The 24258-nt window shown below is 71.6% G+C and carries 23 protein-coding genes; 14 read left to right on the top strand and 9 right to left on the bottom strand.

The genetic code is table 11. From position 1 onward, the window contains the following. Both ACZ4SA_RS21245 and ACZ4SA_RS21240 read right to left on the bottom strand, forming a co-directional pair. Positions 1-1326 carry an NAD(P)/FAD-dependent oxidoreductase gene (locus ACZ4SA_RS21245; RefSeq protein ID WP_468276736.1) on the bottom strand — a complete coding sequence of 442 codons (1326 nt, stop codon included), beginning with the start codon at positions 1324-1326 and terminating at the stop codon, positions 1-3. Positions 1327-1429: 103 nt separating this feature from the next. After that, entirely contained in the window at positions 1430-1657 is a 228-nt protein-coding gene (locus ACZ4SA_RS21240; RefSeq protein WP_356634084.1) for a DUF6458 family protein, read from the bottom strand. A gap of 223 nt (positions 1658-1880) precedes the next feature. Here ACZ4SA_RS21240 and ACZ4SA_RS21235 point away from each other — a divergent pair, with 223 nt between their 5' ends. The 5 genes from ACZ4SA_RS21235 to ACZ4SA_RS21215 all read left to right on the top strand — a co-directional run bounded on the left by ACZ4SA_RS21235 (position 1881) and on the right by ACZ4SA_RS21215 (position 8227). Next, entirely contained in the window at positions 1881-3776 is a 1896-nt protein-coding gene (locus tag ACZ4SA_RS21235; protein WP_468276734.1) for a methylmalonyl-CoA mutase family protein, read from the top strand. Continuing rightward, the gene (scpA, locus tag ACZ4SA_RS21230) at positions 3776-5983 is read left to right on the top strand and encodes a methylmalonyl-CoA mutase (protein WP_468276732.1); all 2208 of its coding nucleotides are present in this window, start codon (positions 3776-3778) and stop codon (positions 5981-5983) included. The genes ACZ4SA_RS21235 and scpA overlap by 1 nt, the downstream gene beginning before the upstream one ends. Before the next feature lie 8 nt (positions 5984-5991). After that, positions 5992-6987: a methylmalonyl Co-A mutase-associated GTPase MeaB gene (gene meaB / locus ACZ4SA_RS21225; protein ID WP_468276730.1), complete on the top strand. Its 996-nt coding sequence runs from the start codon at positions 5992-5994 to the stop codon at positions 6985-6987. 251 nt (positions 6988-7238) lie between these two features. Further along, positions 7239-7667, top strand: a complete 429-nt coding sequence (locus ACZ4SA_RS21220; RefSeq protein ID WP_468276728.1) for a CBS domain-containing protein — start codon at positions 7239-7241, stop codon at positions 7665-7667. A gap of 2 nt (positions 7668-7669) precedes the next feature. Continuing rightward, positions 7670-8227 (top strand): type 1 glutamine amidotransferase domain-containing protein, encoded by a 558-nt coding sequence (locus ACZ4SA_RS21215; protein WP_468276726.1) that lies wholly within the window; start codon positions 7670-7672, stop codon positions 8225-8227. Between the two features lie 195 nt (positions 8228-8422). Here ACZ4SA_RS21215 and ACZ4SA_RS21210 read toward each other — a convergent pair whose 3' ends face one another. Continuing rightward, on the bottom strand, positions 8423-8668 hold the full coding sequence (locus tag ACZ4SA_RS21210) for a DUF6158 family protein (protein ID WP_468276724.1): 246 nt from the start codon (positions 8666-8668) through the stop codon (positions 8423-8425). 95 nt (positions 8669-8763) lie between these two features. Between ACZ4SA_RS21210 and ACZ4SA_RS21205 the strand changes: the two genes are divergently transcribed. Both ACZ4SA_RS21205 and ACZ4SA_RS21200 read left to right on the top strand, forming a co-directional pair. Then, complete coding sequence (locus ACZ4SA_RS21205) at positions 8764-9906, top strand: baeRF2 domain-containing protein (protein WP_468276722.1); 1143 nt, start codon at positions 8764-8766, stop codon at positions 9904-9906. Beyond that, positions 9903-10577 (top strand): HhH-GDP family DNA glycosylase, encoded by a 675-nt coding sequence (locus ACZ4SA_RS21200; protein ID WP_468276720.1) that lies wholly within the window; start codon positions 9903-9905, stop codon positions 10575-10577. Before ACZ4SA_RS21205 ends, ACZ4SA_RS21200 begins: the two co-directional genes overlap by 4 nt. A gap of 77 nt (positions 10578-10654) precedes the next feature. Here ACZ4SA_RS21200 and ACZ4SA_RS21195 read toward each other — a convergent pair whose 3' ends face one another. Continuing rightward, positions 10655-10978: a plasmid stabilization protein gene (locus tag ACZ4SA_RS21195; protein WP_468276718.1), complete on the bottom strand. Its 324-nt coding sequence runs from the start codon at positions 10976-10978 to the stop codon at positions 10655-10657. A gap of 288 nt (positions 10979-11266) precedes the next feature. Between ACZ4SA_RS21195 and ACZ4SA_RS21190 the strand changes: the two genes are divergently transcribed. Next, positions 11267-13561 (top strand): SpoIIE family protein phosphatase, encoded by a 2295-nt coding sequence (locus tag ACZ4SA_RS21190; RefSeq protein WP_468276878.1) that lies wholly within the window; start codon positions 11267-11269, stop codon positions 13559-13561. Positions 13562-13617: 56 nt separating this feature from the next. On the opposite strand, the gene ACZ4SA_RS21185 is transcribed toward ACZ4SA_RS21190, so the two are convergent. Further along, positions 13618-16557, bottom strand: coding sequence for a HAMP domain-containing protein (locus tag ACZ4SA_RS21185; protein ID WP_468276717.1), 2940 nt, complete (start codon positions 16555-16557; stop codon positions 13618-13620). 148 nt (positions 16558-16705) lie between these two features. Next, positions 16706-17104: an ATP-binding protein gene (locus ACZ4SA_RS21180; protein ID WP_468276714.1), complete on the bottom strand. Its 399-nt coding sequence runs from the start codon at positions 17102-17104 to the stop codon at positions 16706-16708. Positions 17105-17288: 184 nt separating this feature from the next. On the opposite strand from ACZ4SA_RS21180, the gene ACZ4SA_RS21175 reads away from it, so the two are divergent. Beyond that, complete coding sequence (locus tag ACZ4SA_RS21175) at positions 17289-18164, top strand: SigB/SigF/SigG family RNA polymerase sigma factor (protein WP_468276876.1); 876 nt, start codon at positions 17289-17291, stop codon at positions 18162-18164. On the opposite strand, the gene ACZ4SA_RS21170 is transcribed toward ACZ4SA_RS21175, so the two are convergent. Beyond that, positions 18127-18573, bottom strand: coding sequence for an ATP-binding protein (locus tag ACZ4SA_RS21170; RefSeq protein ID WP_468276711.1), 447 nt, complete (start codon positions 18571-18573; stop codon positions 18127-18129). The two genes, ACZ4SA_RS21175 and ACZ4SA_RS21170, sit on opposite strands and share 38 nt — an antisense overlap. Positions 18574-18587: 14 nt before the next feature. Then, positions 18588-18983, bottom strand: coding sequence for an STAS domain-containing protein (locus ACZ4SA_RS21165; protein ID WP_468276709.1), 396 nt, complete (start codon positions 18981-18983; stop codon positions 18588-18590). A gap of 297 nt (positions 18984-19280) precedes the next feature. On the opposite strand from ACZ4SA_RS21165, the gene ACZ4SA_RS21160 reads away from it, so the two are divergent. From ACZ4SA_RS21160 to ACZ4SA_RS21145, 4 genes are all read left to right on the top strand, one after another. After that, positions 19281-19976: a nucleotidyltransferase family protein gene (locus tag ACZ4SA_RS21160; RefSeq protein ID WP_468276707.1), complete on the top strand. Its 696-nt coding sequence runs from the start codon at positions 19281-19283 to the stop codon at positions 19974-19976. Further along, on the top strand, positions 19963-20217 hold the full coding sequence (locus ACZ4SA_RS21155) for a BON domain-containing protein (protein WP_468276704.1): 255 nt from the start codon (positions 19963-19965) through the stop codon (positions 20215-20217). The genes ACZ4SA_RS21160 and ACZ4SA_RS21155 overlap by 14 nt, the downstream gene beginning before the upstream one ends. Next, a complete protein-coding gene (locus ACZ4SA_RS21150) occupies positions 20214-20966 on the top strand; it encodes a metallophosphoesterase family protein (protein ID WP_468276701.1) in 753 nt (250 codons plus the stop codon). Before ACZ4SA_RS21155 ends, ACZ4SA_RS21150 begins: the two co-directional genes overlap by 4 nt. 165 nt (positions 20967-21131) lie before the next feature. After that, a complete protein-coding gene (locus ACZ4SA_RS21145) occupies positions 21132-21920 on the top strand; it encodes an RNA polymerase sigma factor SigF (protein ID WP_468276698.1) in 789 nt (262 codons plus the stop codon). Here the strand turns inward: ACZ4SA_RS21145 and ACZ4SA_RS21140 are convergent. After that, a complete protein-coding gene (locus tag ACZ4SA_RS21140; protein ID WP_468276696.1) occupies positions 21901-23103 on the bottom strand; it encodes a PAS domain-containing protein in 1203 nt (400 codons plus the stop codon). The genes ACZ4SA_RS21145 and ACZ4SA_RS21140 overlap by 20 nt on opposite strands. A gap of 122 nt (positions 23104-23225) precedes the next feature. Between ACZ4SA_RS21140 and ACZ4SA_RS21135 the strand changes: the two genes are divergently transcribed. After that, positions 23226-23918 (top strand): ANTAR domain-containing response regulator, encoded by a 693-nt coding sequence (locus ACZ4SA_RS21135; RefSeq protein ID WP_468276693.1) that lies wholly within the window; start codon positions 23226-23228, stop codon positions 23916-23918. Positions 23919-24258 lie beyond the last annotated feature (340 nt).

Raw genomic sequence — 24258 nt, 5'->3', positions numbered from 1 at the left:
TCACTGCTCCTTGGAGGGTGCGCCGACGACCCGGGCCAGTTCGGGCGAGGCGGTGTCCAGCGGGACCGATCCGGAACGTACGAGGCCCAGTTGGACCGCCTGGCGTGGCAGTACGGCGTCCAGGACCCAGTCGGCGGCGACGCGCACCCGGTTGCCGGGCATCGCGGCAAGGTGGTAGCCACGGGTGACGGCGCCGGCGAGCGGGCCGGAGAGTGTCACCCCGAGGGGGTTGGCGGCGGCCTTGACGCCGCCGAGGTCCACGGCGAAACCCAGGTCGTGATGGACGTAGGCACGCCGGATGCCCCGGCCGAGGGAGGCCGCGACGTTGTGTCCGGCCGTCTTGCCCTGGCGGGCGGCGTGTTGGGCGGTCATGGGTGTGTACTCGCCGGGCCGGGTGACGTCGGGGACCGCGGCGGCGTCCCCGCAGGCGAACACCTCGGGGTGACCGGGCACGGTGAGAGCGGGGTCGACGACCAGCCGGCCGCGCTCGACGGGCAGCCCGACGTCGGAGACCAGCGGGTCGGGGCGTACACCGACGCACCAGACCAGTGTGCGGGTGGCGATGTCGTCGCCGTCGTCGAGGAGCGCTCCGGTCGCGGTGGCCTCCTTGACGGACGTCTTCGTGCGTATCTCGACGCCGCGTTCGCGCAGTACCCGGTCCGCGGTGCCGGAGAGCCTGTGGTCGAGTTCGGGGAGCACCCGGTCCGCGATGTCCACCAGCAGCCAGCGCGTCCGGCCGTCCGCGTTCCCGGCACGCTGCCTGCACGCGAGCGCCTTGGTGAACATGGCGCCGTGGGCGGCCACTTCGGTGCCCGTGTATCCGGCGCCGACGACGACGAAGGTGCGGCGGGCGGCACGCTCCTCCGCGCTGCCCGCCGAGGCGGCGAGCTCCATCTGCCGGGTGACGTGGTCCCGCAGGTAGAGGGCTTCCGGCAGGCCCCGGAAGCCGTGCGCGTGCTCGGCGATGCCAGGCACCGGAAGCAGCTTGTTGACGCTGCCGACGGCGAGCACGAGCCGGTCGTAGTCGAGCCGGCCGCCGTCACCCTCCGGCCCTTCGTAGTGGACGTGCCGTTCGGCGAGATCGACCCCGGTGGCCGTGCCGAGGACCAGACGTGCCTGGGGAAGGGCGCCGGGGAGCGAGACCGTCACACGGCGCGGTTCGAGGATGCCCGCCGCGACCTGGGGGAGCAGCGGCAGGTAGAGGAAGTAGTCGGTCGGGTTGAGCAGGATCACCTCTGCCTGATTGCGCAGGGTCCGCACGAGTGTGCGGGCGGCGTGGAATCCGGCGAATCCGGCTCCGACGACAACGACTCGGGAACGGCTCACGATCGGCTCCGTTCGCGTACGGGGGCGGGTACGGCGAGCGGCATCCGGGTGCCCCTGGCCTCGGCCGCCAAACCCGGCGGCGGCGGGGCCCGGACGGGCTGCCCTACTCGTACGTGCGGTGGTTCGGCCGGTCCTCGACCACCGGCGTCGCCGGGGGCACGACCACGCGACGGCGCCGGGCGATGCTGGTGAAGGTGGCGACTCCGATGATGCCGACGGCCATCAGGATCAGGCCGATCACGTCGAGGTTGGCGCCCTTCACCTCCCAGTCGGTGGCGAACGTGAGGATCGCTCCGGCCGCGATCAGGATGATGCAACCACCCAGACCCATATGACTCACCTTTTCTCTTGTCGTCGGCTTCTTCGATTCCGTCGTGGTCGCGTTGCGGGTACCCGCCCGAGGTAGTGACATGCATGTGCCCCCGGGCGGTGGGCCCGCGACGGCGGTTCTGGATAGGGCACGGCGCGCAACGGATCAAGAGCGGGCCGGGGAGTGCAAGGTCACAGCGGTCAGCACTGCTGTGACTCTGGGTGTCTGTCCTAACATCCGGAGCATGACGGTCCTCCCCGATGACGGGTTCTCACTGGCCGCCGAGTTCCCGGATGCGACCCATGAGCAGTGGCAGCGCCTGGTCGAAGGCGTGCTGCGCAAGGCAGGCAAGGACGTGACGGGCACGGCGGCCGAGGACGCGCTGTCCACGGCTCTGGAGGACGGGATCGCCACCCGTCCTCTCTACTCCTCCCCCGGCACGCCCCACGGTGGTGCGGACGCGGCCGGTTTCCCCGGCTTCGCCCCGTTCACCCGCGGCGGCAGGGCACAGGGCGCTTCGCTCGCCGGCTGGGATGTACGCCAGCGCCACGACAGGCCTGATCCGGTCCGTACCAACGAGGCGGTCCTGACCGACCTCGAGAACGGCGCCGCGTCCATCTGGCTGGCGGTCGGCGAATCCGGTGTGCCTCTCGACGGTCTCGGCGCGGCGCTGGAGGGCGTCTACCTGGACCTGGCTCCTGTGGTGCTCGACGCGGGCGATGCCTTCGACGCGGCGGCACGGGAGCTGCTCGCGCTGTACGAGAAGAGGGGCGTTGCCCCGGAGGCGGCGCTCGGCAACCTCGGCGCAGACCCGTTGGGGCATGCCGCGCGCACCGGCCGTTACGCCGGCCTCGACGACCGGACGGCCGCGGCGGCCGAGCTCGCCACCCTCTGCGACGGCACCTATCCGGGCCTGCGGGCGGTGGCGGTCGACGCGCTGCCGTACCACGAGGCGGGGGCGACGGCCGCCCAGGAGCTGGGCTGCTCCTTGGCCACCGGCGTCTCCTGGCTGCGTGATCTGACGGCAGCCGGCCTGGACGCGCAAGCGGCCTGCGGTCAGCTGGAGTTCCGGTACGCCGCCACCGCGGACCAGTTCCTGACCATCGCCAAGCTCCGCGCGGCCCGCCGGCTGTGGGCACGAGTGGCCGAGGTGTGCGGGGTGACCGGTGGCGCCGGAGCACAGCGGCAGCATGCCGTGACCTCCTCCGTGATGATGACGCGGCGCGACCCGTGGGTGAACATGCTGCGCACGACGGTCGCCTCGCTCGCCGCGGGTGTGGGCGGCGCCGACGCGGTGACGGTCCTGCCCTTCGACCACGCCCTGGGCCTCCCGGACGCCTTCGCGCGCCGCATCGCCCGCAACACCTCCACGATCCTGCTGGAGGAGTCGCACCTGGGCCGGGTCGTCGACCCGGCGGGCGGCTCCTGGTACGTCGAACAGCTCACGGACGAACTCGCGCAGGCGGCCTGGGCCTGGTTCCAGGAGATCGAGGCGGCCGGCGGTCAGGCCGCCGCGCTGGAAAGCGGGCTGATCGGAGAACGCATCGGCGCCGCTTGGGCGAACCGCAGCAGGAAGCTGGTGACGCGCCGCGAACCGGTCACCGGAGTCAGCGAGTTCCCGATTCTCGGGCAGCCGGCCGTGCAGCGTGACCCGGCGCCGCGACGGCCCGGCGGCGGGCTGCCCGTGGTCCGCCGCGACGAGGCCTTCGAAGCGCTGCGGGCCCGTTCCGACGCGCATCTGACGGCGACCGGGGCGCGGCCCAAGGTGTTCCTCGCGGCCCTCGGCCCGGCGTCGGCGCACACCGCGCGGGCGGGTTTCGCCGCCAACCTCTTCCAGGCCGGCGGCTTCGAACCCGTCCACGACCCGGTGACCGTCGACGCGGCCTCCGCCGCGGCGGCGTTCGCCGCGAGCGGCGGGTCCGTGGCGTGCATCTGCTCCAGCGACACGCTCTACGCCGAGCAGGCCGGTCCGGTGGCACAGGCCCTGAAGGCCGCGGGCGCACTGCGGGTGTTCCTCGCCGGGCGGCCCGGCGAACAGCGTGAGACGTACGAGAGGGCCGGTGTCGACGAGTTCGTCGTCGCGGGCGGCGACGCGGTCGCCGTGCTGGCCTCGGCCCTCGACCGGATCGGAGTGGCGTGATGGGCATCCCGGATTTCACGGGTATCGAGCTGGGGCCCGCTGCCGCGGGCACGGCCGGTGAGGAGCAGTGGCGGGCGGCCGTCGAGGCGGCCACCGGGAAGGACGCCGGCGAGCTGGTGTGGGAGACACCAGAAGGCATTCCGGTGAAGCCTCTGTACACGGACCGTGATCTGGCGGGCGTCGACTTCCTCGGTACGTATCCGGGCGTCGCGCCGTATCTGCGCGGCCCGTATCCGACGATGTACGTCAACCAGCCCTGGACCATCCGTCAGTACGCGGGTTTCTCCACGGCCGAGGAGTCCAACGCCTTCTACCGGCGCAATCTCGCGGCCGGCCAGAAGGGCCTGTCGGTCGCCTTCGACCTGCCGACGCACCGCGGATACGACAGCGACCACCCCCGGGTGACCGGCGATGTCGGCATGGCCGGTGTGGCGATCGACTCGATCTACGACATGCGGCAGCTGTTCGACGGCATCCCGCTGGACCGTATGAGCGTGTCGATGACGATGAACGGCGCGGTCCTGCCGGTCCTCGCTCTGTACATCGTGGCCGCGGAGGAGCAGGGCGTACCGCCGGACAAGCTGGCGGGGACCATCCAGAACGACATCCTCAAGGAGTTCATGGTCCGCAACACCTACATCTATCCGCCCGGCCCCTCGATGCGGATCATCTCGGACATCTTCGCGTACACCTCGCAGAAGATGCCCCGCTACAACTCCATCTCCATCTCCGGCTACCACATCCAGGAGGCCGGAGCCACCGCCGACCTGGAGCTTGCGTACACCCTCGCCGACGGCATGGAGTACCTGCGGGCGGGGATCGCCGCGGGCATGGACGTCGACGCGTTCGCGCCGCGGCTGTCCTTCTTCTGGGCGATCGGCATGAACTTCTTCATGGAGGTCGCCAAGCTGCGCGCGGCGCGGCTGCTGTGGGCGAAGCTGGTGCGGACGTTCGATCCGAAGAACCCCAAGTCGCTGTCGCTGCGCACCCATTCGCAGACCTCCGGCTGGTCGCTGACGGCGCAGGACGTCTTCAACAACGTCACCCGCACCTGTGTCGAGGCGATGGCCGCGACCCAGGGGCACACCCAGTCGCTGCACACCAACGCCCTCGACGAGGCGCTGGCCCTGCCGACCGACTTCTCCGCCCGGATCGCCCGCAACACCCAGCTGCTGCTGCAGCAGGAGTCGGGCACCTGCCGGGTCATCGACCCGTGGGGCGGCAGCGCGTACGTGGAGAAGCTCACGCACGACCTCGCCCGGCGCGCCTGGCAGCACATCGAGGAGGTGGAGGCCGCGGGCGGCATGGCGAAGGCCATCGACGCCGGCATCCCCAAGCTCCGCGTGGAGGAGGCCGCGGCCCGCACCCAGGCCCGGATCGACTCCGGCCGGCAGCCGGTGATCGGCGTCAACAAGTACCGCGTCGAGAGCGACGAGCAGATCGAGGTGCTCAAGGTCGACAACTCCCAGGTGCGCACCCAGCAGGTCGAGAAGCTGCGGCGGCTGCGCGCGGAGCGCGACGACGCCGCCTGCCGGGACGCGCTGCACGCCCTGACCGCGGCGGCAGAGGCCGGTCCGGCGCAGGGCGGTGGCCTGGAGGGCAATCTGCTGGCGCTGGCCGTGGACGCGGCCCGGGCCATGGCGACCGTCGGAGAGATCTCCGACGCCCTGGAGAAGGTGTACGGCCGGCACTCGGGCCAGATCCGTACGATCTCCGGTGTGTACAGAAACGAGGCCGGCATGTCACCCGCGGTGGACACAACCCGCGCCTTGGTCGAGGAGTTCGAGCAGGCGGAGGGCCGGCGACCGCGCATCCTGGTCGCGAAGATGGGCCAGGACGGCCACGACCGCGGCCAGAAAGTCATCGCCACCGCCTTCGCCGACCTCGGTTTCGACGTCGACGTCGGCCCGCTGTTCCAGACGCCGGCAGAGGTCGCCCGCCAGGCAGTGGAGGCCGACGTCCACATCGTCGGCGTCTCGTCGCTGGCCGCGGGTCATCTGACGCTGGTGCCGGCGCTGCGCGAACAGCTGGCGGCCGAGGGGCGCGAAGACATCATGATCGTGGTCGGCGGTGTGATCCCGCCGCAGGACGTCCAGGCGCTGCGCGACGCGGGTGCGGCGGCGGTCTTCCCGCCGGGCACGGTGATCCCGGACGCGGCGCGGGACCTGGTGCGGACCCTGGCCGGCTCGCTCGGCCACGAGATCTAGGGCGGCCGATGCCGCCGAAAATCGACGTCGACGCCTACGTCAAGGGCGTCCGTGACGGGTCGCGGGCGTACATCGCCCGCGCCGTCACGCTCGTGGAGTCCTCACGTCCCGACCACCGGGCGCTCGCCCAGCAGTTGCTGACCGGGCTCCTGCCGTACGCGGGGGCGGCAAGACGGGTGGGGATCAGCGGTGTGCCCGGAGTCGGCAAGTCGACGTTCATCGACGCGCTCGGCTCCATGCTGACCGCTCTGGGCCACCGTGTCGCCGTCCTCGCCGTCGACCCGTCCTCCACCCGCACCGGGGGCTCCATCCTGGGCGACAAGACCCGCATGGAGCGCCTGGCGGTGGACCCGGCAGCCTTCGTGCGGCCCTCCCCCAGCTCCGGGACTCTGGGCGGGGTCGCCAAGGCGACCCGGGAGACGATGGTCGTGATGGAGGCCGCCGGCTACGACGTCGTGCTGGTGGAGACGGTCGGGGTCGGCCAGTCGGAGACCGCAGTGGCGGGCATGGTCGACTCGTTCCTGCTGCTCAGCCTCGCCCGCACCGGTGACCAGCTGCAGGGCATCAAGAAGGGCGTGCTGGAACTGGCCGATGTCATCGCCGTGAACAAGGCGGACGGACCGCACGAGCGCGACGCCCGCTCGGCCGCCCGCGAACTCGCCGGCGCGCTGCGGCTGCTGCATCCCGCCGACGCCGCGTGGACTCCGCCGGTGCTGTCGTGCAGCGCCCGGGAGGGCACCGGTCTCGACGTGCTGTGGGGGCGGCTGGAGCAGCACCGCGCGGTACTGGACTCGACCGGCGCTCTCGACGCCAAACGCCGTGACCAGCAGGTCGAGTGGACGTGGGCGATGGTCCACGACACCCTGCTGGACCGACTGCGCCGGCACCCCGGCGTACGCGAACTCGCGCCCGGCCTCGAGCAGTCGGTACGGGGCGGGGAACTGACCGCCACGCTGGCGGCCGAACGCATCCTCGACGCCTTCGGGCGGCCGGAGCCTCATTAGGGGAGCGGGCGGCCGGGTGCGAAGGTCCGCCGATCCTCCGCACCCGGCCGGTTCTCCCATCCCATGGCCGCTCGGCCGATCTTCGGGTCCCCGCCCTCGCCGGTTCCAAACATCGCCTCCTCATTCTGCCCCGCCGCGTCGCCTCGGGCCGCTCGCTCCGCGCCTGTGTCGCAGGCCGGCGACCGGGTACCCGGGCCCCGGCAGCCGCCCCGACAGGGCTGGTACGGGAAGACAGTGGAAGGCGAGCAGCAATGGCACAGTTGGTGAGAGAAGTCATGACGGCCGGTGCGGCGGCGGTACGGCCGGACGCCTCACTCGTCGAAGCGGCGCGGCTCATGCGGGACATGGACATCGGAGATGTCCTGGTCGCCGAAGGCGATCATGTGGTCGGCGTGCTCACGGACCGGGACATCACCCTGCGTTCCGTCGCCGAGGGCGCGGATCCCGCAGGTGTCAGTGTCGCCTCCGCGTGCACCCCCGACCCGGTGTGCGTCGGCCCCGACGACGCGGTGGCCTCGGCCGTCCGCCTGATGCGCACCCACGCGGTGCGCCGGCTGCCGGTGGTGGAGGACGGCCGCCCGCTCGGGGTGGTGAGCATCGGCGATCTCGCGGTTGCCCAGGATCCGGGCTCCGCGCTGGCGGACATCAGCCTGGCCGACAGCAACAACGAAAGGACCTGATCATGCAGATCGCGTTTCTGAGCGCCCCGGAAGGTGTGGAGCAGGTCGAACTCACCGAGCCGTGGAAGGCTGTGACCGCCACCGGCGACCAGCCCCGGCTGATCTCGACGCGGTCCGGTCGGGTGCAGGCTTTCCACCACCTCGACAAGGCGGACACCTTCCCTGTCGACGACGTGGTCTCCGACGCCTCGGTGGACGACTTCGGAGCCCTGATACTGCCCGGCGGCGTGGCCAACCCGGACGCGCTGCGGACGGACGCGGACGCGGTGGCCTTCGTCAAGGCGTTCTTCGAGGCCGGAAAGCCGGTGGCGGCCATCTGCCACGCGCCGTGGACGCTGGTCGAGGCCGATGTGGTGCGTGGCCGCACCCTGACGTCGTGGCCGAGTCTGCGCACGGACATCCGCAACGCCGGCGGCGAGTGGGTGGACGAGCAGGTGCACATCTGCGAGGGCGCGCCCGGCACCCTGATCACCAGCCGCAAGCCGGGCGACCTGAAAGCGTTCTGCGAGGCGTTCACCAGCGAGTTCGCCAAGGCTTCCGGCGTCGGCGCGGGCCGCTGAAGCACGCCGTCGCGGCGGCCGCTGAAGCGCGCACGGCCGCACGGCCGAGCCCCCGCCCATGCCCTGCGGGGCGCCGGGGGCCGCGCCTCGGGCGCGCCCGGCGCTCTGTTCCGCCCTCGGGCGCGCCCGGGCCCTGCCCTCGGGCGTCGCCGGCCGGGTCGTGCCCTCAGGAGGCGTGCCCGGGCCGGGCGCTCCTCAGGCGTGCCGGGACCGGGCGCCGGAGCGGGTGCGGCCCGACGCGACGGGGCGCTCCGGGTGACGCCGGAGGTACTCGGCCTCCAGGTCCGCCATCCGCACGTTGTGCGCTTCCAGGGCGGCGGCCGAGCCGTAGAGCAGGGTGTCGTGACGGCTGCGGTGGATGGTCTGCAGTTCCCGCAGCAGATCTTGTTCGCCGAGGTCTGCCGGGTCGACGCCCTTGTGCCGGTGCTCGCTCTCGTTCACGGCAACCGTCCCCTTCCGAGTGGTGGTGGCGTGTGGTGGATGGCCTCCCGGGTACCCGCTCGTGACGCGATACCCGGACTCCGAGGGAGGAAGTCATGCAGCTCTCGTTTCTCACCCCTCTCTACGAGCGTCCAGGCCCTTGGGCCAGCGTTCACATCGACATGGGCCAGGAGGACGAGTCCACCACGACACGCCGTGAGCTGCAGGCCAGGGATGTGTGCGACTCCCTCTCGCGCCAAGGGGCCGACGACGCGACCGGGCGCGCCGTGTACGACGCCCTGGTGTCCGGGCCGGAAAGGAGCCACGGCGCCGGGCGTGCCGTCTTCGCCGCCTCCGGCCGGGTCGTCCTCGATCCGCCCCTGGCCACCCGCCCGCCCGTCGCCGTCGACGCCCGGTGGTCGGCGCTGCCGCACGTGTCTCCCCTCCTCGACCTCGCCGCTCAGGAACCGGTGTGCCTCGTCGCGTACATCGACCGGCTGGGCGCCGACCTGGAGGTACGCACCCCGCTGGGCGCCAGGCGCGCCGGGCAGGCCGAGGGGCGGGACTGGCCGATCCGCCGGACCGGCCGGGACGACTGGTCGGAGCGTCAGTTCCAGCAGAGCGTGGAGAACACCTGGGAGTACAACGCGGGTGAGATCGCCGATGCGATCGTCGCCTGCGACGAGCAGGTGGGCGCCGATCTGGTGGTGCTGGCCGGTGACGTCCGCGAGCGCCGCCTGGTCCACGACAAGCTGCCCGCCCGGCTGCGCCCCCGCGCCGTCGAGACCGCGCACGGCGGCCGTGCGCAGGGCGCGGCCACCCGGCTGCTGGACGAGGACATCGAACGCGCCCGCCAGGAGCACCTGCGCCGTAGGGCCGACGAGGAGCTGGACCGTTTCCGCTCCGCCCACGACGCGGCCGCGGAGGGCGTGCCCGCACTCGTGGAGGCGGCGCGCGAGCACCGGATAGCCGAGCTCTTCGTACGGCCGGACGGTCCCGACACGCGCCGCGAGGTCTGGGTGGGGCACGATCCCGATCAACTCGCCGTACGGCGCACGGAGTCGCAGTACCTGGGCGACAGCCACCCGGTTGCCGCCCGTGCCGACGACGCGTTGTTGCGTTCGGCGGTGGTGACCGGCGCCGCAGTGCAGAGCCTGCCGGCCCACAGCGCTCGCGACGCCGGCACCGCCGGCGACGTCCCCGTCGGCGGCCTGGGTGCGCTGCTGCGCTGGCCGTACCAGGGAATGGAACGGCGATGAGCACCGAGCGGACTCCCGGACATGAGCAGCAGCGCGCAGTGCTGCACGCGCTCCTCGACGACCACGGCCGCACGTACGCCGAGGAGGCGGGGATCAAGCTGCGCGACACCCCGCAGCCTCTCTACCGGCTGCTCGTCCTCGCTCACCTGCTGAGCGCCCGCATCCGCGCCTCCGCTGCCGTCGCCGCCGCCAAGGAGCTGAGCAGGGCGGGGATGCGCAGCCCCGAGGCCATGGCACGGGCCTCCTGGCAGGACCGGGTCGACGCCCTCGGGCGTGGCGGCTACCGCCGCTACGACGAGCGCACGGCGACCCAACTGGGCGACGGGGCGGAGTTGCTGATCGAACGGTACGGCGGCGATCTGCGCCGCATGCGCGAGAGGGCCGGCGGCGACGTCGACGACCTGCGAGGCCTGCTGCGGGAGATACCGGGCATCGGTCCCGCGGGCGCGGAGATCTTTCTGCGGGAGGTCCAGTGCGTCTGGCCCGAGGCGGGGCCGTTGCTGGACGAGAAGGCCCTGCAAGGCGCCCGGCGGCTCGGGGTCGCCGACGATCCCGCGACGCTGCTGAAACTCGTGGACGACGCCGACACGGCGCATCTGGCGGCCGGTCTGGTGCGGGCCGCGCTGGACAAGGAGCTGGCCGGGTCCGTGAAGGAACACGCGGCGGCCTGAGTGCACGAACGCGAATGCCGGATGCCGTGGGAGGAACCCTGCAGCATCCGGCATTCGCTTCGGAACTCGTCGGACGGTCACCTTCCCAGTGACCGCTTGAGCTCTTCCTTGTTCATCGACGACCGGCCGTGCACATTGCGGCGCTGTGCCTCCGCGTACAACTGGTCGTAGGTCGGACCTTCGGATCCGCTGTGCGAACGCTTGCCGCCCCGCCGGGAGGACGACATGTCCTGCGTGGAGCTCTTGCTCGCGGTCTTGGACTCGCCGGAGCGGGCGCGCTCCTTGTTGACCGTGCGCGCGGCGATCTCCTTGGCGCGCTTCTCGCTCGTTCCGCGCTGCTCGGCGCCTTCCTTGATGTGCTCGTACTGTCGTTCCCTCTTGGGACTCGAACCGCGAGGCATGACCACTCCTTCGTCACCCGGGGAAGGGAAACCAACCCCTCCACCGTGCGCCGCACCCCATCAGGCCGCAATTGCCGCGGCCGTGGGCGCGGCCGATCGGGTACTGCGGTTACCCCGGGCTCCCGCGGGCATTCCGCGTCCGCCCCGCTCCGTGCCATTCACCTCGTTGCTATCCGTCCTCGCGGTCCACGCATCTGCCGGGCGGGGTGAGCGCGCGTAAAATCCTGAGGGCGCGATCACCCACTGGTCTGGTCGCCTTGGCTGCTCGAGATGGGAGTGGTCGTGATCATGCCACCCCACGGTGCTTCCGGCGCGGGCGGCGGCCGGAAAGGGTCGGCGACCGTCGTCCGTCTGGCCGAGGAGAACACCGCCCTCCGCGAGGAACGCAACCGGCGTCATCTGACCGACCTCGCCGTCGGGATCCTCGCGGCCCAGCTGCGCACATCACCCTCGGAGGCCGGCGAACATCTCGCCAGGCTCGCCGAGTCGGCCTCGATGAGCCCCGAGGACATCGCGGCGGACATCGTCAACGGTGTCGCCGGATCCATCGTCGTGGCCTCGTCCGGTACGTCCGCGGACACACCCGGCGACGACGCGGAGGAGGCAGCGGCACCGTCTCATGCGGAAGCCCGCCGACTGCGCCGGGTGGTCACCGCCGCCGAGGTTTCCGACACGGTGACACAGGCCGCCGTCACACTGTTGGAGGGCGGTCTGAAGCCCCTTGGCGTGGAGGCTCTGTGGCTGTGGCAGCTGACCGGCTCCGGCTGTCTGCGCCTGGCCGGACACGCCGGAGTGAGCGCCCTCGAGGCGGCCCAGTGGTTCTGGATCCCCCCGGCGGCCCCCGCGCCGATCCGCTCGGCCTTCGCCGACGGCGCGCCCGTGTGGCTGCCTGCAGGTCCCGAGCCGGGAGATGTGCTGCCCGGACCCTCCGACCGCGCGGCTCGGGCCCTCTTCCCCCTGCGGCTGCGGGGCAGGACCGTGGGGCTGGCGCTTGCCGTGTGGCCGGACAGCGCCGATCTGGACGGCAGGCTCCGCGCGTCGCTCACCGAACTGATCGAGGTCGCGGCGAACGTGCTGGCGGCCGAACCGCTGACGCCGTCGGAACAGCCGGCGCTGGACGACCTGCTCGACGCGCTGGTCCACCCCGCGATGGCCCTCAAACGCGACCCCCACACCTCGGCCCTGCTGGTCGAGCATGTGAACGGACCGGCCGGTGAGGCACTGGGCGGCTCCCACCGGGCCGTGGGGCTGCCCGTCGAGGCCGCGTTCCCGCTGCTCCACGCAGATCTCGAGGCGATGTCGCGCCGCGCGCACTACGCGAGCTTCCCGCAGCGGGCGGCGCGGCTGCCCGCCGAGCACACGGCCGACTCCGCGGGTCCGCTGCTCGACGTGAGGGTGCTTCCGGTGGACGCGGACCGGACCATCGTGCTGTGGCACACGTACACCGACCGCCGTACGGCCGTCGGGCGCGCCGTGGGCCGGCTGCAGGGTCTCGCCCTGTTCGAGGACGACCTCGGTACAGGGCGGTCGACGTGGACCGATCAGACATACGCGATCTTCGGAATGGAGCGCGGCTCGCCGCCCGTACCGCTCACCGAGCTGCGGCCGCGCGTCCACCCCGATGACGCGGACGAACTCGCCGAACTCCTCACCGACCTGGTCGAGCGCCGCAAGGGTGCGGCGGCCGTGGTGCGGGTGGTCCGCCAGGACGGCGGGCTGCGCCATGTCAGGATCGCCGCGGAGCCACTGCTGCACGGCGCGGCCCTGTCGGGAATCACCGGTGTCTACCAGGACATCTCCGCCGAGTACCACACCGAGCTCGCACTGACGGCGACGTTCGACCAGCTGACGGCGGTGCGGGCGCAGGCAAGTCTGCGGCACCGGCTGGTGCTCCAGCTCCAGCAGGCGATCGTGCCGGAGGTGCCGTCGCTGACGAAGCTGCAGGGTCTCGGCGCGGCGGCACGCTACCGCCCCGCGGCGCAGGAGTACCGCGTGGGCGGCGACTGGTACGACATCCTGCCGCTGCCCGGCGGAAAGGTGCTGATGGCGGTCGGCGACATCGCGGGCCACGGGATCGACGCGGCCACCGGCATGGTCGCGCTGCGCAACGCGCTGCGCGGCCTCGCGTTCACCGGCCACTCCCCCGGCCGCCTGATGGCCTGGCTCAACGAAGTGACCCTGCATGCTTCGGGGCATCCCACGGCCACGGCTGTCTGTGCGCTGTACGATCCCGAGGACCGGACGCTGCGCTGGGCGAGCGCCGGTCATCTGCCGCTTCTGCTGCTGCGGCAGGGCACGGCACAACTGCTGGAGCCCCCGCACGACATCCTGCTCGGCGCGGCGCGCTCCCCCGTCTACCGGGAGCAGACGACGCAGCTGCGCTGCGGCGACACCCTCCTGCTGTACACGGACGGGCTGATCGAGCGCCGTCACGGCGGCCTGGACCAAGGGCTGGCGGCGCTGTGCCGCACCGCGGAGGAGCTCACGTCATGCGGGCTCGACGAGCAGGTCGACCGGCTGCTGAGCGCCGCGACGGGTGACACGGACGACGACACGAGCCTCATCGCCATCCGCCTCGGTTGACGCCGACGCCCTTTCGTCGGCCCGCGTCCGCCGTCTGCGAGCAGGGCGGGCGCAGGTCAGCCCCGCTGCTCCAGCAAGTGCCGGATCTTCGCCATGAGGTGGTCCGCGTCGACCGGCTTGGCCACGTAGTCGTCCGCTCCTGCGGCCAGCGCCTCGTCCCGGTCGCCCCGCATGGCCTTGGCGGTGACCACGATGATCGGCACGTGCGCGGCGTGCGGCAGCTTTCTGATCGCCGCCATGGCCGCGTAGCCGTCCATGCCGGCCATCATCACGTCCATGACCACAAGATCGACCTCGTGGTGGGCCCGGAGCAGGTCGATGCCGGCTCTGCCGTTGTCCGCCTGCAGGACGTGCACCCCTTCGCGCTCGAGTACCTCGGTGAGGGCGAAGACGTTCCGTGTGTCGTCGTCCACCAGCAGCACCGTGCGCCCGGTCGCGGGGGTGTTGGTCTGCGGGCCGGTGGCGCCGTGCGCCCGGGTCTCGTCCTGGGGCTCCGCCTGGGGGGAGCCCCTGCGGTGGGCCGGCAGATAGAGGGTGAAACAGCTGCCGCGGCCGGGGGTGCTCTGCGCCTCCAGGGCGCCGCCCAGCAACCGGGCGACCTCCCGGCTGATCGACAGTCCGAGGCCGGTGCCTCCGTAGTGGCGGGACGTGGTTCCGTCGCCCTGCTGGAACGCGCCGAACATGCTCTCCAGCCGGTCGGCCGGAATACCGATGCCCGTGTCGAGGACCCGGAAGGCGACGACGGGCCCGGAGTCCCGCAGCGAGGGCGGCAGTTCCTCCTCGCCCGCGATGGCGACCCGCAGCTCGACCCGGCCCTGGTCGGTGAATTTCAGGGCGTTGGACAGCAGGTTGCGCAGCACTTGACGGAGCCGGGACTCGTCGGAGGTGAGCCACTGCGGCGCGTCCGGTTCCGCGGTGACCACGAAGGCGAGTTCGCGTTCGGTGGCGACGGGGCGGAAGGTGGCTTCGACGTGCTCCAGCAGCCCGGTGAGCGGGAACGCCGCAGGGTGGATGGGCATCTTTCCCGCCTCGACCTTGGACAGGTCCAGGATGTCGTTGATCAGCTGCAGCAGGTCGGAGCCCGCGGAGTGGATCACCTCGGCGTAGTCGACCTGCTTCTCCGTCAGGTTGCCCTCGAGGTTCTGGGCGAGCAACTGGGCCAGGATGAGCAGGCTGTTGAGCGGGGTGCGCAGTTCATGGCTCATGTTGGCCAGGAACTCCGACTTGTACATCGAGGTGCGGGAGAGCTGCTGCGCTCGGGCCTCCAGCTCCTGGCGTGCCTGCTCGATCTCCAGGTTCTTGCGCTCGATGTCGCGGTTGCGGTCGGCGAGCAGCGCCGCCTTCTCCTTGAGTTCGGCGTTGGAGCGCTGCAACTCCTCCTGGCGGGCCTGGAGTTCCTTGGACCGTGCGCTGAGCTCGGCGGTGAGCCGCTGGGAGCGCCCGAGCAGCTCATCGGTGCGGGTGTGGGCGATCAGCGTGCCGACGTTGATGCCGACCGACTCGATGAACTGGTCGAGGAAGTCGCGGTGGACGACGGTCAGCGGCCGCACCGAGGCGAGCTCGACGACACCCAGCAACTGGTCCTCCAGGACCACGGGCAGCACGATCAGGTGGCTCGGATCCACTTGTCCGGTTCCTGAGAAGACCGTCGCATAGCCGGGCGGCAGGTCGTGGACCTGGATGGCGCGCCGGCTGCGGGCCGCCTGACCCACGAGGGACTGCCCGAGGCGGATCCGGCGTCCCTGAGCGCCTGGGTCGGGGGCGCCGTACGAGGCGATCATGACGAGCTCGACGCCCGGGGCGCTCTCCTCCGCGAGGAAGAACGCTCCGTACTGGGCGCCCACCAGCGGCGGCACCTCGTCCATGATCAGCTCGGCGACCGCGGTGAGGTTCCTGGTGCCCTGCATGAGGCCGGAGACCCGGGCGAGGTTCGTCTTGAGCCAGTCCTGTTCCTCGTTGGCGCGGATGGTCGCGCGCAGGGACTCGACCATGGCGTTGATGTTGTCCTTGAGGTCGCCCAGCTCGCCGGGCGCCTCCACCGTGATCGACCGGGTCAGGTCGCCCTCCGCTACGGCGCTGGTCACCTCTGCGATGGCGCGGACCTGGCGGGTCAGGTTCCCGGCGAGTTCGTTCACGTTCTCCGTGAGGCGCTTCCAGGTCCCGGAGACGCCCTCGACCTCCGCCTGCCCGCCCAGCCGGCCCTCGCTGCCGACCTCTCTGGCCACGCGGGTGACCTCCGCGGCGAACGACGACAGCTGATCGACCATGGTGTTGATGGTGGTCTTCAGCTCGAGGATCTCCCCGCGCGCGTCGACGTCGATCCTGCGGGTCAGGTCGCCGCGGGCGACCGCCGTGGTGACCTGGGCGATGTTGCGGACCTGGTTGGTGAGGTTGTTCGCCATGGAGTTGACGTTGTCGGTCAGGTCCTTCCAGGTGCCGGAAACGCCGCGGACGGTGGCCTGGCCGCCGAGGTTCCCGTCGGTGCCGACCTCGCGGGCGACGCGGCTGACCTCCTCCGCGAAGGACGAGAGCCGGTCCACCATCGTGTTGATGGTCTCCTTCAGCTCGAGGATCTCCCCCTTGGCCTCGACCCGGATCTTCTGGGTGAGGTCTCCGCGGGCCACGGCCGTCGCGACCTGTGCGATGGACCGAACCTGCGACGTGAGGTTGTCGGCCATGGTGTTGACGCTGCTGGTGAGCTCCCGCCATGCGCCACTGACCTGCGGCTCGCGCGCCTGGCCGCCGAGCAGCCCCTGCCCGCCCACCTCTCCCGCCACCCTGGTGACCTCGGCGGTGACCAGGGAGAGCTGTTCCACCATGCCGTTGTAGATGGCGGCGATCTCACCGAGGAGTCCGGCGTCGTAGGGCAGCCGGACCGAGAGGTCGCCGTCCCGTACGGCAGTGAGGCCGGCCAGCAGCTTCCTGAGTCCCTCCTCGCTCAGCTCCGCAGGAGGCCGGCCCGTTCGGGGGTCGGGCGTAGGGGCGGACGCGTCCATCGCAGACCTCGCGCTGTCGTGACGTGCGGCGCCGTGGTGTGTGCACCGCCGGAGCGGCGTCGGCTACGGCTTTCTCCACTGTGGCACGGGGGCACCCCCACGACACCCCGGCGTCGGGCACTGCACTGGCGCTGCCCCGGCGGCGCGCTCACTCGGGGATCAGAACGACGAACCAGACGGCCTTGCCCGTCCCCCGGCGCGCCCACCCCCACTCGGCGGAGAGACGTTCCAGCAGGTAGAGGCCGTGTCCAAAGGTGCGGCCGGGCCTGTGGCGGCCTGTCGGCCGGGGCCCGACGGCGCTGGTGTCGCTGACCTGGATCCGGACCCGGCCGGGTCCCCGGTCCATCCGCAGCTCGCACGGAGTGCCACCGTGCGTGCACGCGTTGGTGGCGACCTCGGAGACCAGGAGCAGCACGTCGTCGAGCGCGACGCGCCGGGAAGGCCGGGAAGGGGTGAACCACTCGTCGAGTACCCGTCTCGTCAGATCACGGCACCGGCCCACCGCACCCGGGCCTCCCTCGAGCGGGAAGCGTCGGCTCCGTGACATGCGCGGATTCTCCGATGCGCTTTCCATACCGGACCCAGTGCCCCCAGGAATTGCTTCAAAGCACCCCAAAGAGGGATCATCAGTACACAAGAGCTCGCCCGACGGTCCCCGCTGCAGCCGACAGCGCCGGCCCCGGCCCCGTCGAAGGAGCCTGATGTCCACCTCGACGCACATTCAGCAGCCCATGCCCGCGGACCCGGCGCTTCCGCACCGCGCCACGGTGGTCCGTGCCGCATGTGAGGACCTCCCGGAGATCCCCGATCCGCGGACCGTCAGCCCCATGGACGCCCGTGCGCTGTCGACCACCCTGTTCGAACGGCTGGCCGTCCTCGAGGAGGGCACAGCGGAGTACTCCTACGTACGCAACACGCTGGTCGAACTCAATCTGAGCCTGGTCAAGTTCGCGGCGGCGCGTTTCGCCAACCGGGCCGAACCGATGGAGGACATCGTCCAGGTCGGCACGATCGGCCTGATCAAGGCCATCAACCGGTTCGAGGTCGAGCGTGAGGTGGAGTTCGCCTCGTTCGCGCTCCCCACCGTCGTCGGCGAGATCAAGCGGTACTTCCGTGACTCCAGCTGGTCGGTGCGGGTGCCACGCAGGCTCCAGGAGCTGCGGATCGACCTCGCCAAGGCGCTCGACGTGCTGGAACAGCAGCTGGGGCGCAGGCCGACGACCGCGGAGCTGTCGGACTACCTCCACGTCAGCGAGGAGGAGGTGGTCGAGGGCGAGCGCGCGTCCAACGGATACACCGCGCAGTCCCTGGACGCCACGGTGAACGACGAGGAGGTGTTCAACTCCGTCACGCGCCGCCTCGGCGTGGAGGACCCCGCGTTCGACATCGTGGACTCGCTGGAGGCGCTCAAGCCCCTGATCGCCACACTGGACGAGCGGGACCGGCTGATCCTTTCGCTGCGTTTCCTCGACGAGTTGACGCAGTCGGAGATCGGTGAGCGGCTGGGGATCTCCCAGATGCATGTGTCGCGGCTGCTCGGCCGCATCCTCGTCAAGCTGCGGAGCGGGATCATGGACGATGCGCCGCCTGCCCCCGCGCAGGGGTGAGCCGCACCTCCAGCCAGACCACTTTGCCGGTGCCGCGGGGCTCGGTTCCCCAGCGGTGCGCAAGCCGCTCGAGGATGATCAGCCCGTGGCCGCCGGGCTGGGAGAGCTCGTTCGGCAGCCGTCGCCGGGGCTGTCGTGGTTCTGAGTCGGCAACCTCGATCCGCAGCCGCCCGCCCGACCGGCTGAGCGTCAGCTCCTCGGGGCCGCCGGCGTGCAGACAGGCGTTGGTGACCAGCTCGGAGACGAGCAACAGCACATCCTCGACGAGCTCGTTGTCCTCGCCCCGGCCGTGGGCCGTCCACCCCCAGTCGCCCAGAGCCTGCTCGGTGAAGTCGCGGCAGCGGCTCACCACGCCTTTCGTGCCGAACAGCCCCAGACGGCGGGTCTGCCCCTGCCCGCCCGTGCCCATCAGCCACCTACCCTTCAGGGCCTCTCGTCCGTCAACGCCTCCTCCACGTCGGCGTGCACCTTGAAGACCGCTTTCGCTCCGGTGATCTCGAACATGCGGGCCACCGGCGGTCGCATGGCCGCGAGTTCGATGCGCCCGCCCGTCTCCTGGGCGGCCAGCCGGGCGTGCAGCAGGAGGTTCAGCCCCGTGGAGTCGCAGAAGTGCAGGTCCCCGCAGGCGACGAGGATCCGTGCGGCGCCGGCGCGCACATGCTGATCGAGGGCCTTCCTGAGTGGCTCGGCCGTGTCGTGGTCGAGTTCGCCGTGCAGGGAAAGAACGACGGTGCTCCCCGACTGTCTGGTGGCGACGCCGAACCGCTCATCTCCGGCGACGGACTCCTCCGTCGACCGCCTGATGGCTCCCGGGACCATGGCCTTCCGCCTCCTCGACGCTCGCTCGTACCGGCATCCCGACTTGCCGGAGGTCGCCATCGCGGCCCCCGCGGCCGGAGGTCGCCATCGCGGCCCCCGCGACCGTTCGGGTACCCAGCGCGCACACCGCCACACCGCCGCCGCGCCGCGCCCACCACCGAGTCCTGCGCCGGGCAGACTACGAAGCCCCGACACGGGTCATTTGCCCGCAACGGGGTACGTGTCGTGTCCTCACAGCCTTCCGGGGCACAACCACTCCTCGCACCTGTCGATCGGATCCAGGATGGAGCACCGGCGATGAATCACACCAAGGACTCGGCCCCGCCGGGACCTCCGCACATGTCCGCCGGGAACGCCGGGGCGGCCGAAGCAGCGATCGGGGCTCCTGTCGCACAGACCGGCCCCGAGGAGCTGCCGCAGGACCACACGCAGGCGATCCTCCAGGCGACGAAGCGAGTGGGTGCACTGCTCAAGGCGTCGGGATATCCCTTCGCCCTGGTCGGCAGCGTGGCCGCCTACGCGCACGGGGTCCCCACCCGGCTGCAGCACGACACGGACTTCTGTCTGCGCAGGGAGGACGCGGAAGACGTGCTCCGGACCCTGACCGAGGGCGGTATCCAGGTCATCTCACCGCCGGAGGACTGGCTGGTGAAGGCGAGGGCCGACGGCGAGGAGATCGACCTGATCTTCGAGCTCGCCCACCGTCCGGTCACCAAGGAGATGCTCGACCGGGCCGAAATCCTGCCGGTCGACTCGGTGCACATGCCGGTGCTCGCCCCCTCCGATCTGCTGGAGAGCCGGCTCACGGCCCTGTCCGAGCACCACTGCGACTTCGGTGCCCTGCTGCCGGTGGCCCGCGCACTGCGCGAGCGGGTCGACTGGGACCGGCTGCGCCGGGACCACTCCGACTCGCCCATGCCGGACGCGTTCCTCTATCTGCTGGAGCGGCTGGACGTCATCCCGCCGCGGGAGGTGCCCCATGAAGGAGCCTGAAGCCTCCGAGTACCGCATCGCCCGCCTCCGCGAACGGCTCGCGGACGAGGAGATCTCCGAACTGGGCGTACAGATCGACATGCGCGGCGGATACGTGCACCTGTGGGGCACCGTCTCCACGGCCGCCTGCAGGAACGAGATCGTACGTATCGCAGAAACCGAACTCGGCGGGCTGCCGGTGCGGGCCGACCTGACAGTCGTCTGTGCCACGGCCCCCGAAGGCCCCGAGGAGCTCGAGTGATCCGCGTCGCCGCCGTCGGAGACATCCATCTGGCCCCGGACAGCCGCGGCCTGCTGCGCCCCGCCTGGGAAACGCTCGGCGACTGTGCCGACATGCTGCTGCTCGCCGGGGACCTGACCCGGCACGGCACGGTCGAGGAGGCGGAGGTGGTGGCCGCGGAGATCAAGGGCCTGCCCGTGCCGGTGGTCGCCGTGCTGGGCAATCACGATTACCACAGCGACCTCGCGGACGAGGTGACAGCCGTGCTGGAGCGGGCCGGGGCGATCGTCCTCGACGGCGAGGGCGCGGTGCTGGACGTGGCCGGCACCAAGGTCGGCATCGCCGGTACGAAGGGCTTCGGCGGCGGCTTCGCGGGCCGCAGCGCGGGAGAGTTCGGCGAGCCCGAGATGAAGGCCTTCATCCGCTACACCCGCCGTTGCGCGGCCGACCTCGCGCGGTCGCTGTCGGACCTGAAGGAGCAGGGCTGCGCGGTTCGTATCGCGCTCACGCACTACTCCCCCGTTCCCGACACCCTGGTCGGGGAGCCGCCGGAGATCTATCCCTTCCTGGGCAGCTATCTGCTCGCGGAGGCGGTGGACGACACGGAGGCGGACCTGGCCGTGCACGGGCACGCCCATCTCGGCACCGAGCACGGCATGACCGCGGGCGGGGTGAAGGTGCGCAATGTCGCCCAACCGGTGATCGGGCACGCCTTCGCCGTGTACCACGTTCCGGTGAACGAGCGGATCGAGGTGCCGGCCGTCGGATGAGAGGTTTCCGGCGTCCCGACCCGGGCAGGTGCGACATGTGCTTCGGACAGGAGGCACGCCCCGTGGGAGCGGATGCTCCGGGCGTGCGACGTCCTGTTCCCTCCGTCTTCCTCGGGTGAGTCGATTCAGGCACGGCACCCACACCCTTCAGGGAGTCGCGACATCATGCCCACGTTCGCACACACCAAGCACTCTCACTCCGACGCTCCCGACACGGCGGAGGCCTTCCGGCGGCTGGCCGAGACGGAGGACGGACCGGAGCGGCAGGAGATGCGCCAGAAGATCGTGGCCGCCTGGCTGCCCATGGCCGAACGGATCGCCGGACGGTTCCGCAACCGCGGCGAGTCGCTGGAGGACCTGCAACAGGTCGCCGCTCTCGGCCTGGTCAAGGCGGTCGACCGCTACGATCCCTCACGCGGCGCGTTCGAGAGCTTCGCGGTGCCCACGGTCGTCGGCGAGGTCAAGCGGCACTTCCGCGACCACATGTGGGCCCTGCATGTGCCCCGGCGCGTCCAGGATCTGCGCAACCGGGTGCGGTTCGCGCGCCAGGACCTCTCCCAGACCATTCCGGGGCGCGCCCCCACGGTCGCGGAGATCGCCGAGCGTGCCGGGGTGTCCGAGGAGGACGCGCTGGTCGGTCTGGAGGCGCTGGAGTCGTTCACCGCGCTGTCCCTGGACGCCGAACTCCCCGGGGCCGACGACGGCTACTCCCTCAGCGACACCCTGGGCTCCGCCGACCCCGCCATCGACGTGCTCGTCGACCGAGAGGCGGTCAAGCCCGGACTGCGCAAGCTGCCGGAACGCGAACAGAACATCCTGTACATGCGCTTCTTCCGCGACATGACGCAGAGCAGCATCGCCCAGACCCTGGGGATCTCCCAGATGCACGTCTCCCGGCTGATCAGCCGGTCCTGCAATCAGCTGCGCAACGAGGTCATGCGCGACGCCGCATAGCCAGCGCCACATGCCGGGACACCACGTCCACGGCGCGGGCCTGGGCCATCGAGAACGCGGGTGTGCTCCCGCTGCGGAACAGCGACAGCACCCCCAGAACCGGGGCGCCTTCCTCGCCCGGCACCCGGACGGGTACGCACAGCAGGGACGTCACACCGGCCTGGACGAGCACCGAGTCGCCCCCCGCGTCACGGCCGAAGCAGTCGAGATCCTCCGGGCGCAGCTGAAGCACCGCCGCCCCGTCCCGCGCGCTGTCGACGACGATCGGGCAGAGTGCCGGGTCCTGGGCCGTGATCCTGGCCGCCAGGACGGCCGCCTCCTCGCCCGACGGGCCGAGCACCGCCGTACGCCGCAGGCCGGCGTCCGTGACGAGGTCGGCGACGACCCAGTCGGCGCCTTGGCCGGCGAGGACTTCCGCCGCCGCGCACAGCGCCGCTTCGGGGTCGCCGGGCGGGGTGCCGAGCAGAACCGTCGTCATGTTGTCGACGAGGTCCATCTGGGCCGCGTGCCCGGCTGCTTCCGCAAGATCGGGAGCGGCGACACGGCGCGGCCTGGGCGGCGGTGCGCTCCGCGGTGTGTCGGCCGCGTGGCCGGTTGCGGCGCCGGTTGCCGGGCCGGAGCCCTCGTCGGGAATCGTCTCCGTCTGGAGGATCATGAGCACGGCCGGGTGCCGCTCGTTGGGCGGGCGCAGGGCGGTGAGGGTGGCCCGGAGGGTCTCCTCCGGCCGCTGCTGCAGATGCACCCGCAGGCTGCGCGGCCCTTCGCCTCGGACGACGGCCGCCGCCTGCGAGCGCAGTGCGGCGCGGTCGCCCGGTGTGAGCAGTCCTGCCAGCGGGCGCCCGGCGGAGTATCCGGCCCGCACACCCGTCAGCTCCGTGGCGGCGAGGTTCATCCGCCTGACGACGGTGTCGCCCTCGATGAGCGCCACGGGAAGCGGCAGCCGCTGGAAGAGGGCGCGCAGCAGTTGGAGTTCGATGCGGTCCGCGGAGGCCCGTCCCGGGGCCTGGGTGGCGAGCCGCTCGTACTTCGGCCAGAGGGTCTCCGCGGCGTGCTGAAGCTCGAAGAGCGCAGCGTCCAGCAGCGTCTGCTGCTCCTCGGTGGGCAGCCCCCGCGCGGCCCTCAGTTCGCCCACCCGGCGGACGAAGTCCTCAAGATCGTCGCCGAACTCATCCGTCTGCGCCATGGGAGAAAACTTATCCGACCCGGCGGCCGGCGTGCGGCGGTACTGCCGCCTTGCCGTCCTCCGGCCAGGGGGTTTGCCGCGGCGGGGGCCGGGCAACCGCCAGTGCGAAGGAGGACGAGCGCATGTTGCCCCCGCCGGATCTCAGCGTGGAACCCGCCGCCACCGCACGCGACCTTTCGGACTTCACGGAAGCGGCGATGCGTTGTGTGGAGACGTGCTGTGGCGCCGCCACCACCGTCACCGACGGCACGTCCGAGCGCCGCGCCGCCGCCACCCATCCCGACCTGACCGCGCTGATCTCCGTCGAGCTCGACTCGGGCGAAGGCCCCACGTCCAGCGCTCTGGACTCGGGCGAACCCGTCGCCGCCGCGGACCTGCTCGACGAGGAGCGCTGGCCCGAGTACCGCGCGGCGGCCCTCGACTCGGGCATCCGTTCCAGCGTGACCATGCCCTTCCGCCGGGGGGACGTGGAGATGACGCTCAGTCTCTACAGCTTCCACGCCGGTGCGTTCGCGCATCTGGCCCACCACCCGGTGGTCGTGCTCGGCGAGCAGTTCGCCCAAGGGCTGGTCCGTGACCACTTCTACCGGGCGGCTCTCGCCCAGGTGAACCAGCTGGAGACCGCGCTGGACTCGCGCGCCGTCATCGACCAGGCCAGCGGCATCCTGATGCACGCGCTCGGCTGCGGCCCTGCCGAGGCCTTCGACCTCCTGCGGCGTCTCTCGCAGCGATCCAACCGCAAGCTGAGCGCCGTCGCCGAGGAGATCGTGCGCAGCAGGGGCTACGGACTGAAGCGGCAGCGGCTCACGGAGTGACCGCGCGGGACGGGGCGCGGACCATTTCGTACCGGCGCGCATGCCGGCCGCCGTCGGCAGGCGGCATGCGCGGTCACGTGGTCCGGGCCGGTGCCCGGGTCACCCGGACCATGCGCCAGGCGTGCCGTCGCTCTTCGCCGCGGCGGCGGACAGCGGCGTGGGGATCGAGGGAGGCGCGTTCCGCGGCCACGGCGACCGGAGACCGCCACAACCCCGGCCGCGACCGTCAGCCCCGCTCCGACGCAAAAGGCCGGCACGCGTCGGCGACGGCGTCGCTCGCCCTCAGTTCGGCGTCCGAGATCGGCAGTCTCTCGGAGCCGGCCGCCGATGTCGCCGACGA

It is taken from the genome of Streptomyces sp. NPDC027962 (assembly GCF_055566095.1).
The sequence above is the reverse complement of the archived record's forward strand: the minus strand, read 5'-3'. Positions and strand labels throughout refer to the sequence as shown.

Excerpts from the sequence above, each read along its gene's own strand:
- ACZ4SA_RS21195 (WP_468276718.1), bottom strand. The coding sequence starts at position 10,978 with ATGCCTCGCGGTTCGAGTCCCAAGAGGGAACGACAGTACGAGCACATC.
- ACZ4SA_RS21175 (WP_468276876.1), top strand. The coding sequence starts at position 17,289 with ATGCCCGCGGACCCGGCGCTTCCGCACCGCGCCACGGTGGTCCGTGCC.
- ACZ4SA_RS21155 (WP_468276704.1), top strand. The coding sequence starts at position 19,963 with ATGAAGGAGCCTGAAGCCTCCGAGTACCGCATCGCCCGCCTCCGCGAA.
- ACZ4SA_RS21190 (WP_468276878.1), top strand. The coding sequence starts at position 11,267 with ATGCCACCCCACGGTGCTTCCGGCGCGGGCGGCGGCCGGAAAGGGTCG.
- ACZ4SA_RS21215 (WP_468276726.1), top strand. The coding sequence starts at position 7,670 with ATGCAGATCGCGTTTCTGAGCGCCCCGGAAGGTGTGGAGCAGGTCGAA.
- ACZ4SA_RS21160 (WP_468276707.1), top strand. The coding sequence starts at position 19,281 with ATGAATCACACCAAGGACTCGGCCCCGCCGGGACCTCCGCACATGTCC.
- scpA (WP_468276732.1), top strand. The coding sequence starts at position 3,776 with ATGGGCATCCCGGATTTCACGGGTATCGAGCTGGGGCCCGCTGCCGCG.
- meaB (WP_468276730.1), top strand. The coding sequence starts at position 5,992 with ATGCCGCCGAAAATCGACGTCGACGCCTACGTCAAGGGCGTCCGTGAC.
- ACZ4SA_RS21165 (WP_468276709.1), bottom strand. The coding sequence starts at position 18,983 with ATGGTCCCGGGAGCCATCAGGCGGTCGACGGAGGAGTCCGTCGCCGGA.
- ACZ4SA_RS21170 (WP_468276711.1), bottom strand. The coding sequence starts at position 18,573 with ATGGGCACGGGCGGGCAGGGGCAGACCCGCCGTCTGGGGCTGTTCGGC.
- ACZ4SA_RS21240 (WP_356634084.1), bottom strand. The coding sequence starts at position 1,657 with ATGGGTCTGGGTGGTTGCATCATCCTGATCGCGGCCGGAGCGATCCTC.
- ACZ4SA_RS21205 (WP_468276722.1), top strand. The coding sequence starts at position 8,764 with ATGCAGCTCTCGTTTCTCACCCCTCTCTACGAGCGTCCAGGCCCTTGG.
- ACZ4SA_RS21235 (WP_468276734.1), top strand. The coding sequence starts at position 1,881 with ATGACGGTCCTCCCCGATGACGGGTTCTCACTGGCCGCCGAGTTCCCG.
- ACZ4SA_RS21140 (WP_468276696.1), bottom strand. The coding sequence starts at position 23,103 with ATGGCGCAGACGGATGAGTTCGGCGACGATCTTGAGGACTTCGTCCGC.
- ACZ4SA_RS21200 (WP_468276720.1), top strand. The coding sequence starts at position 9,903 with ATGAGCACCGAGCGGACTCCCGGACATGAGCAGCAGCGCGCAGTGCTG.
- ACZ4SA_RS21180 (WP_468276714.1), bottom strand. The coding sequence starts at position 17,104 with ATGTCACGGAGCCGACGCTTCCCGCTCGAGGGAGGCCCGGGTGCGGTG.
- ACZ4SA_RS21185 (WP_468276717.1), bottom strand. The coding sequence starts at position 16,557 with ATGGACGCGTCCGCCCCTACGCCCGACCCCCGAACGGGCCGGCCTCCT.
- ACZ4SA_RS21135 (WP_468276693.1), top strand. The coding sequence starts at position 23,226 with ATGTTGCCCCCGCCGGATCTCAGCGTGGAACCCGCCGCCACCGCACGC.
- ACZ4SA_RS21220 (WP_468276728.1), top strand. The coding sequence starts at position 7,239 with ATGGCACAGTTGGTGAGAGAAGTCATGACGGCCGGTGCGGCGGCGGTA.
- ACZ4SA_RS21145 (WP_468276698.1), top strand. The coding sequence starts at position 21,132 with ATGCCCACGTTCGCACACACCAAGCACTCTCACTCCGACGCTCCCGAC.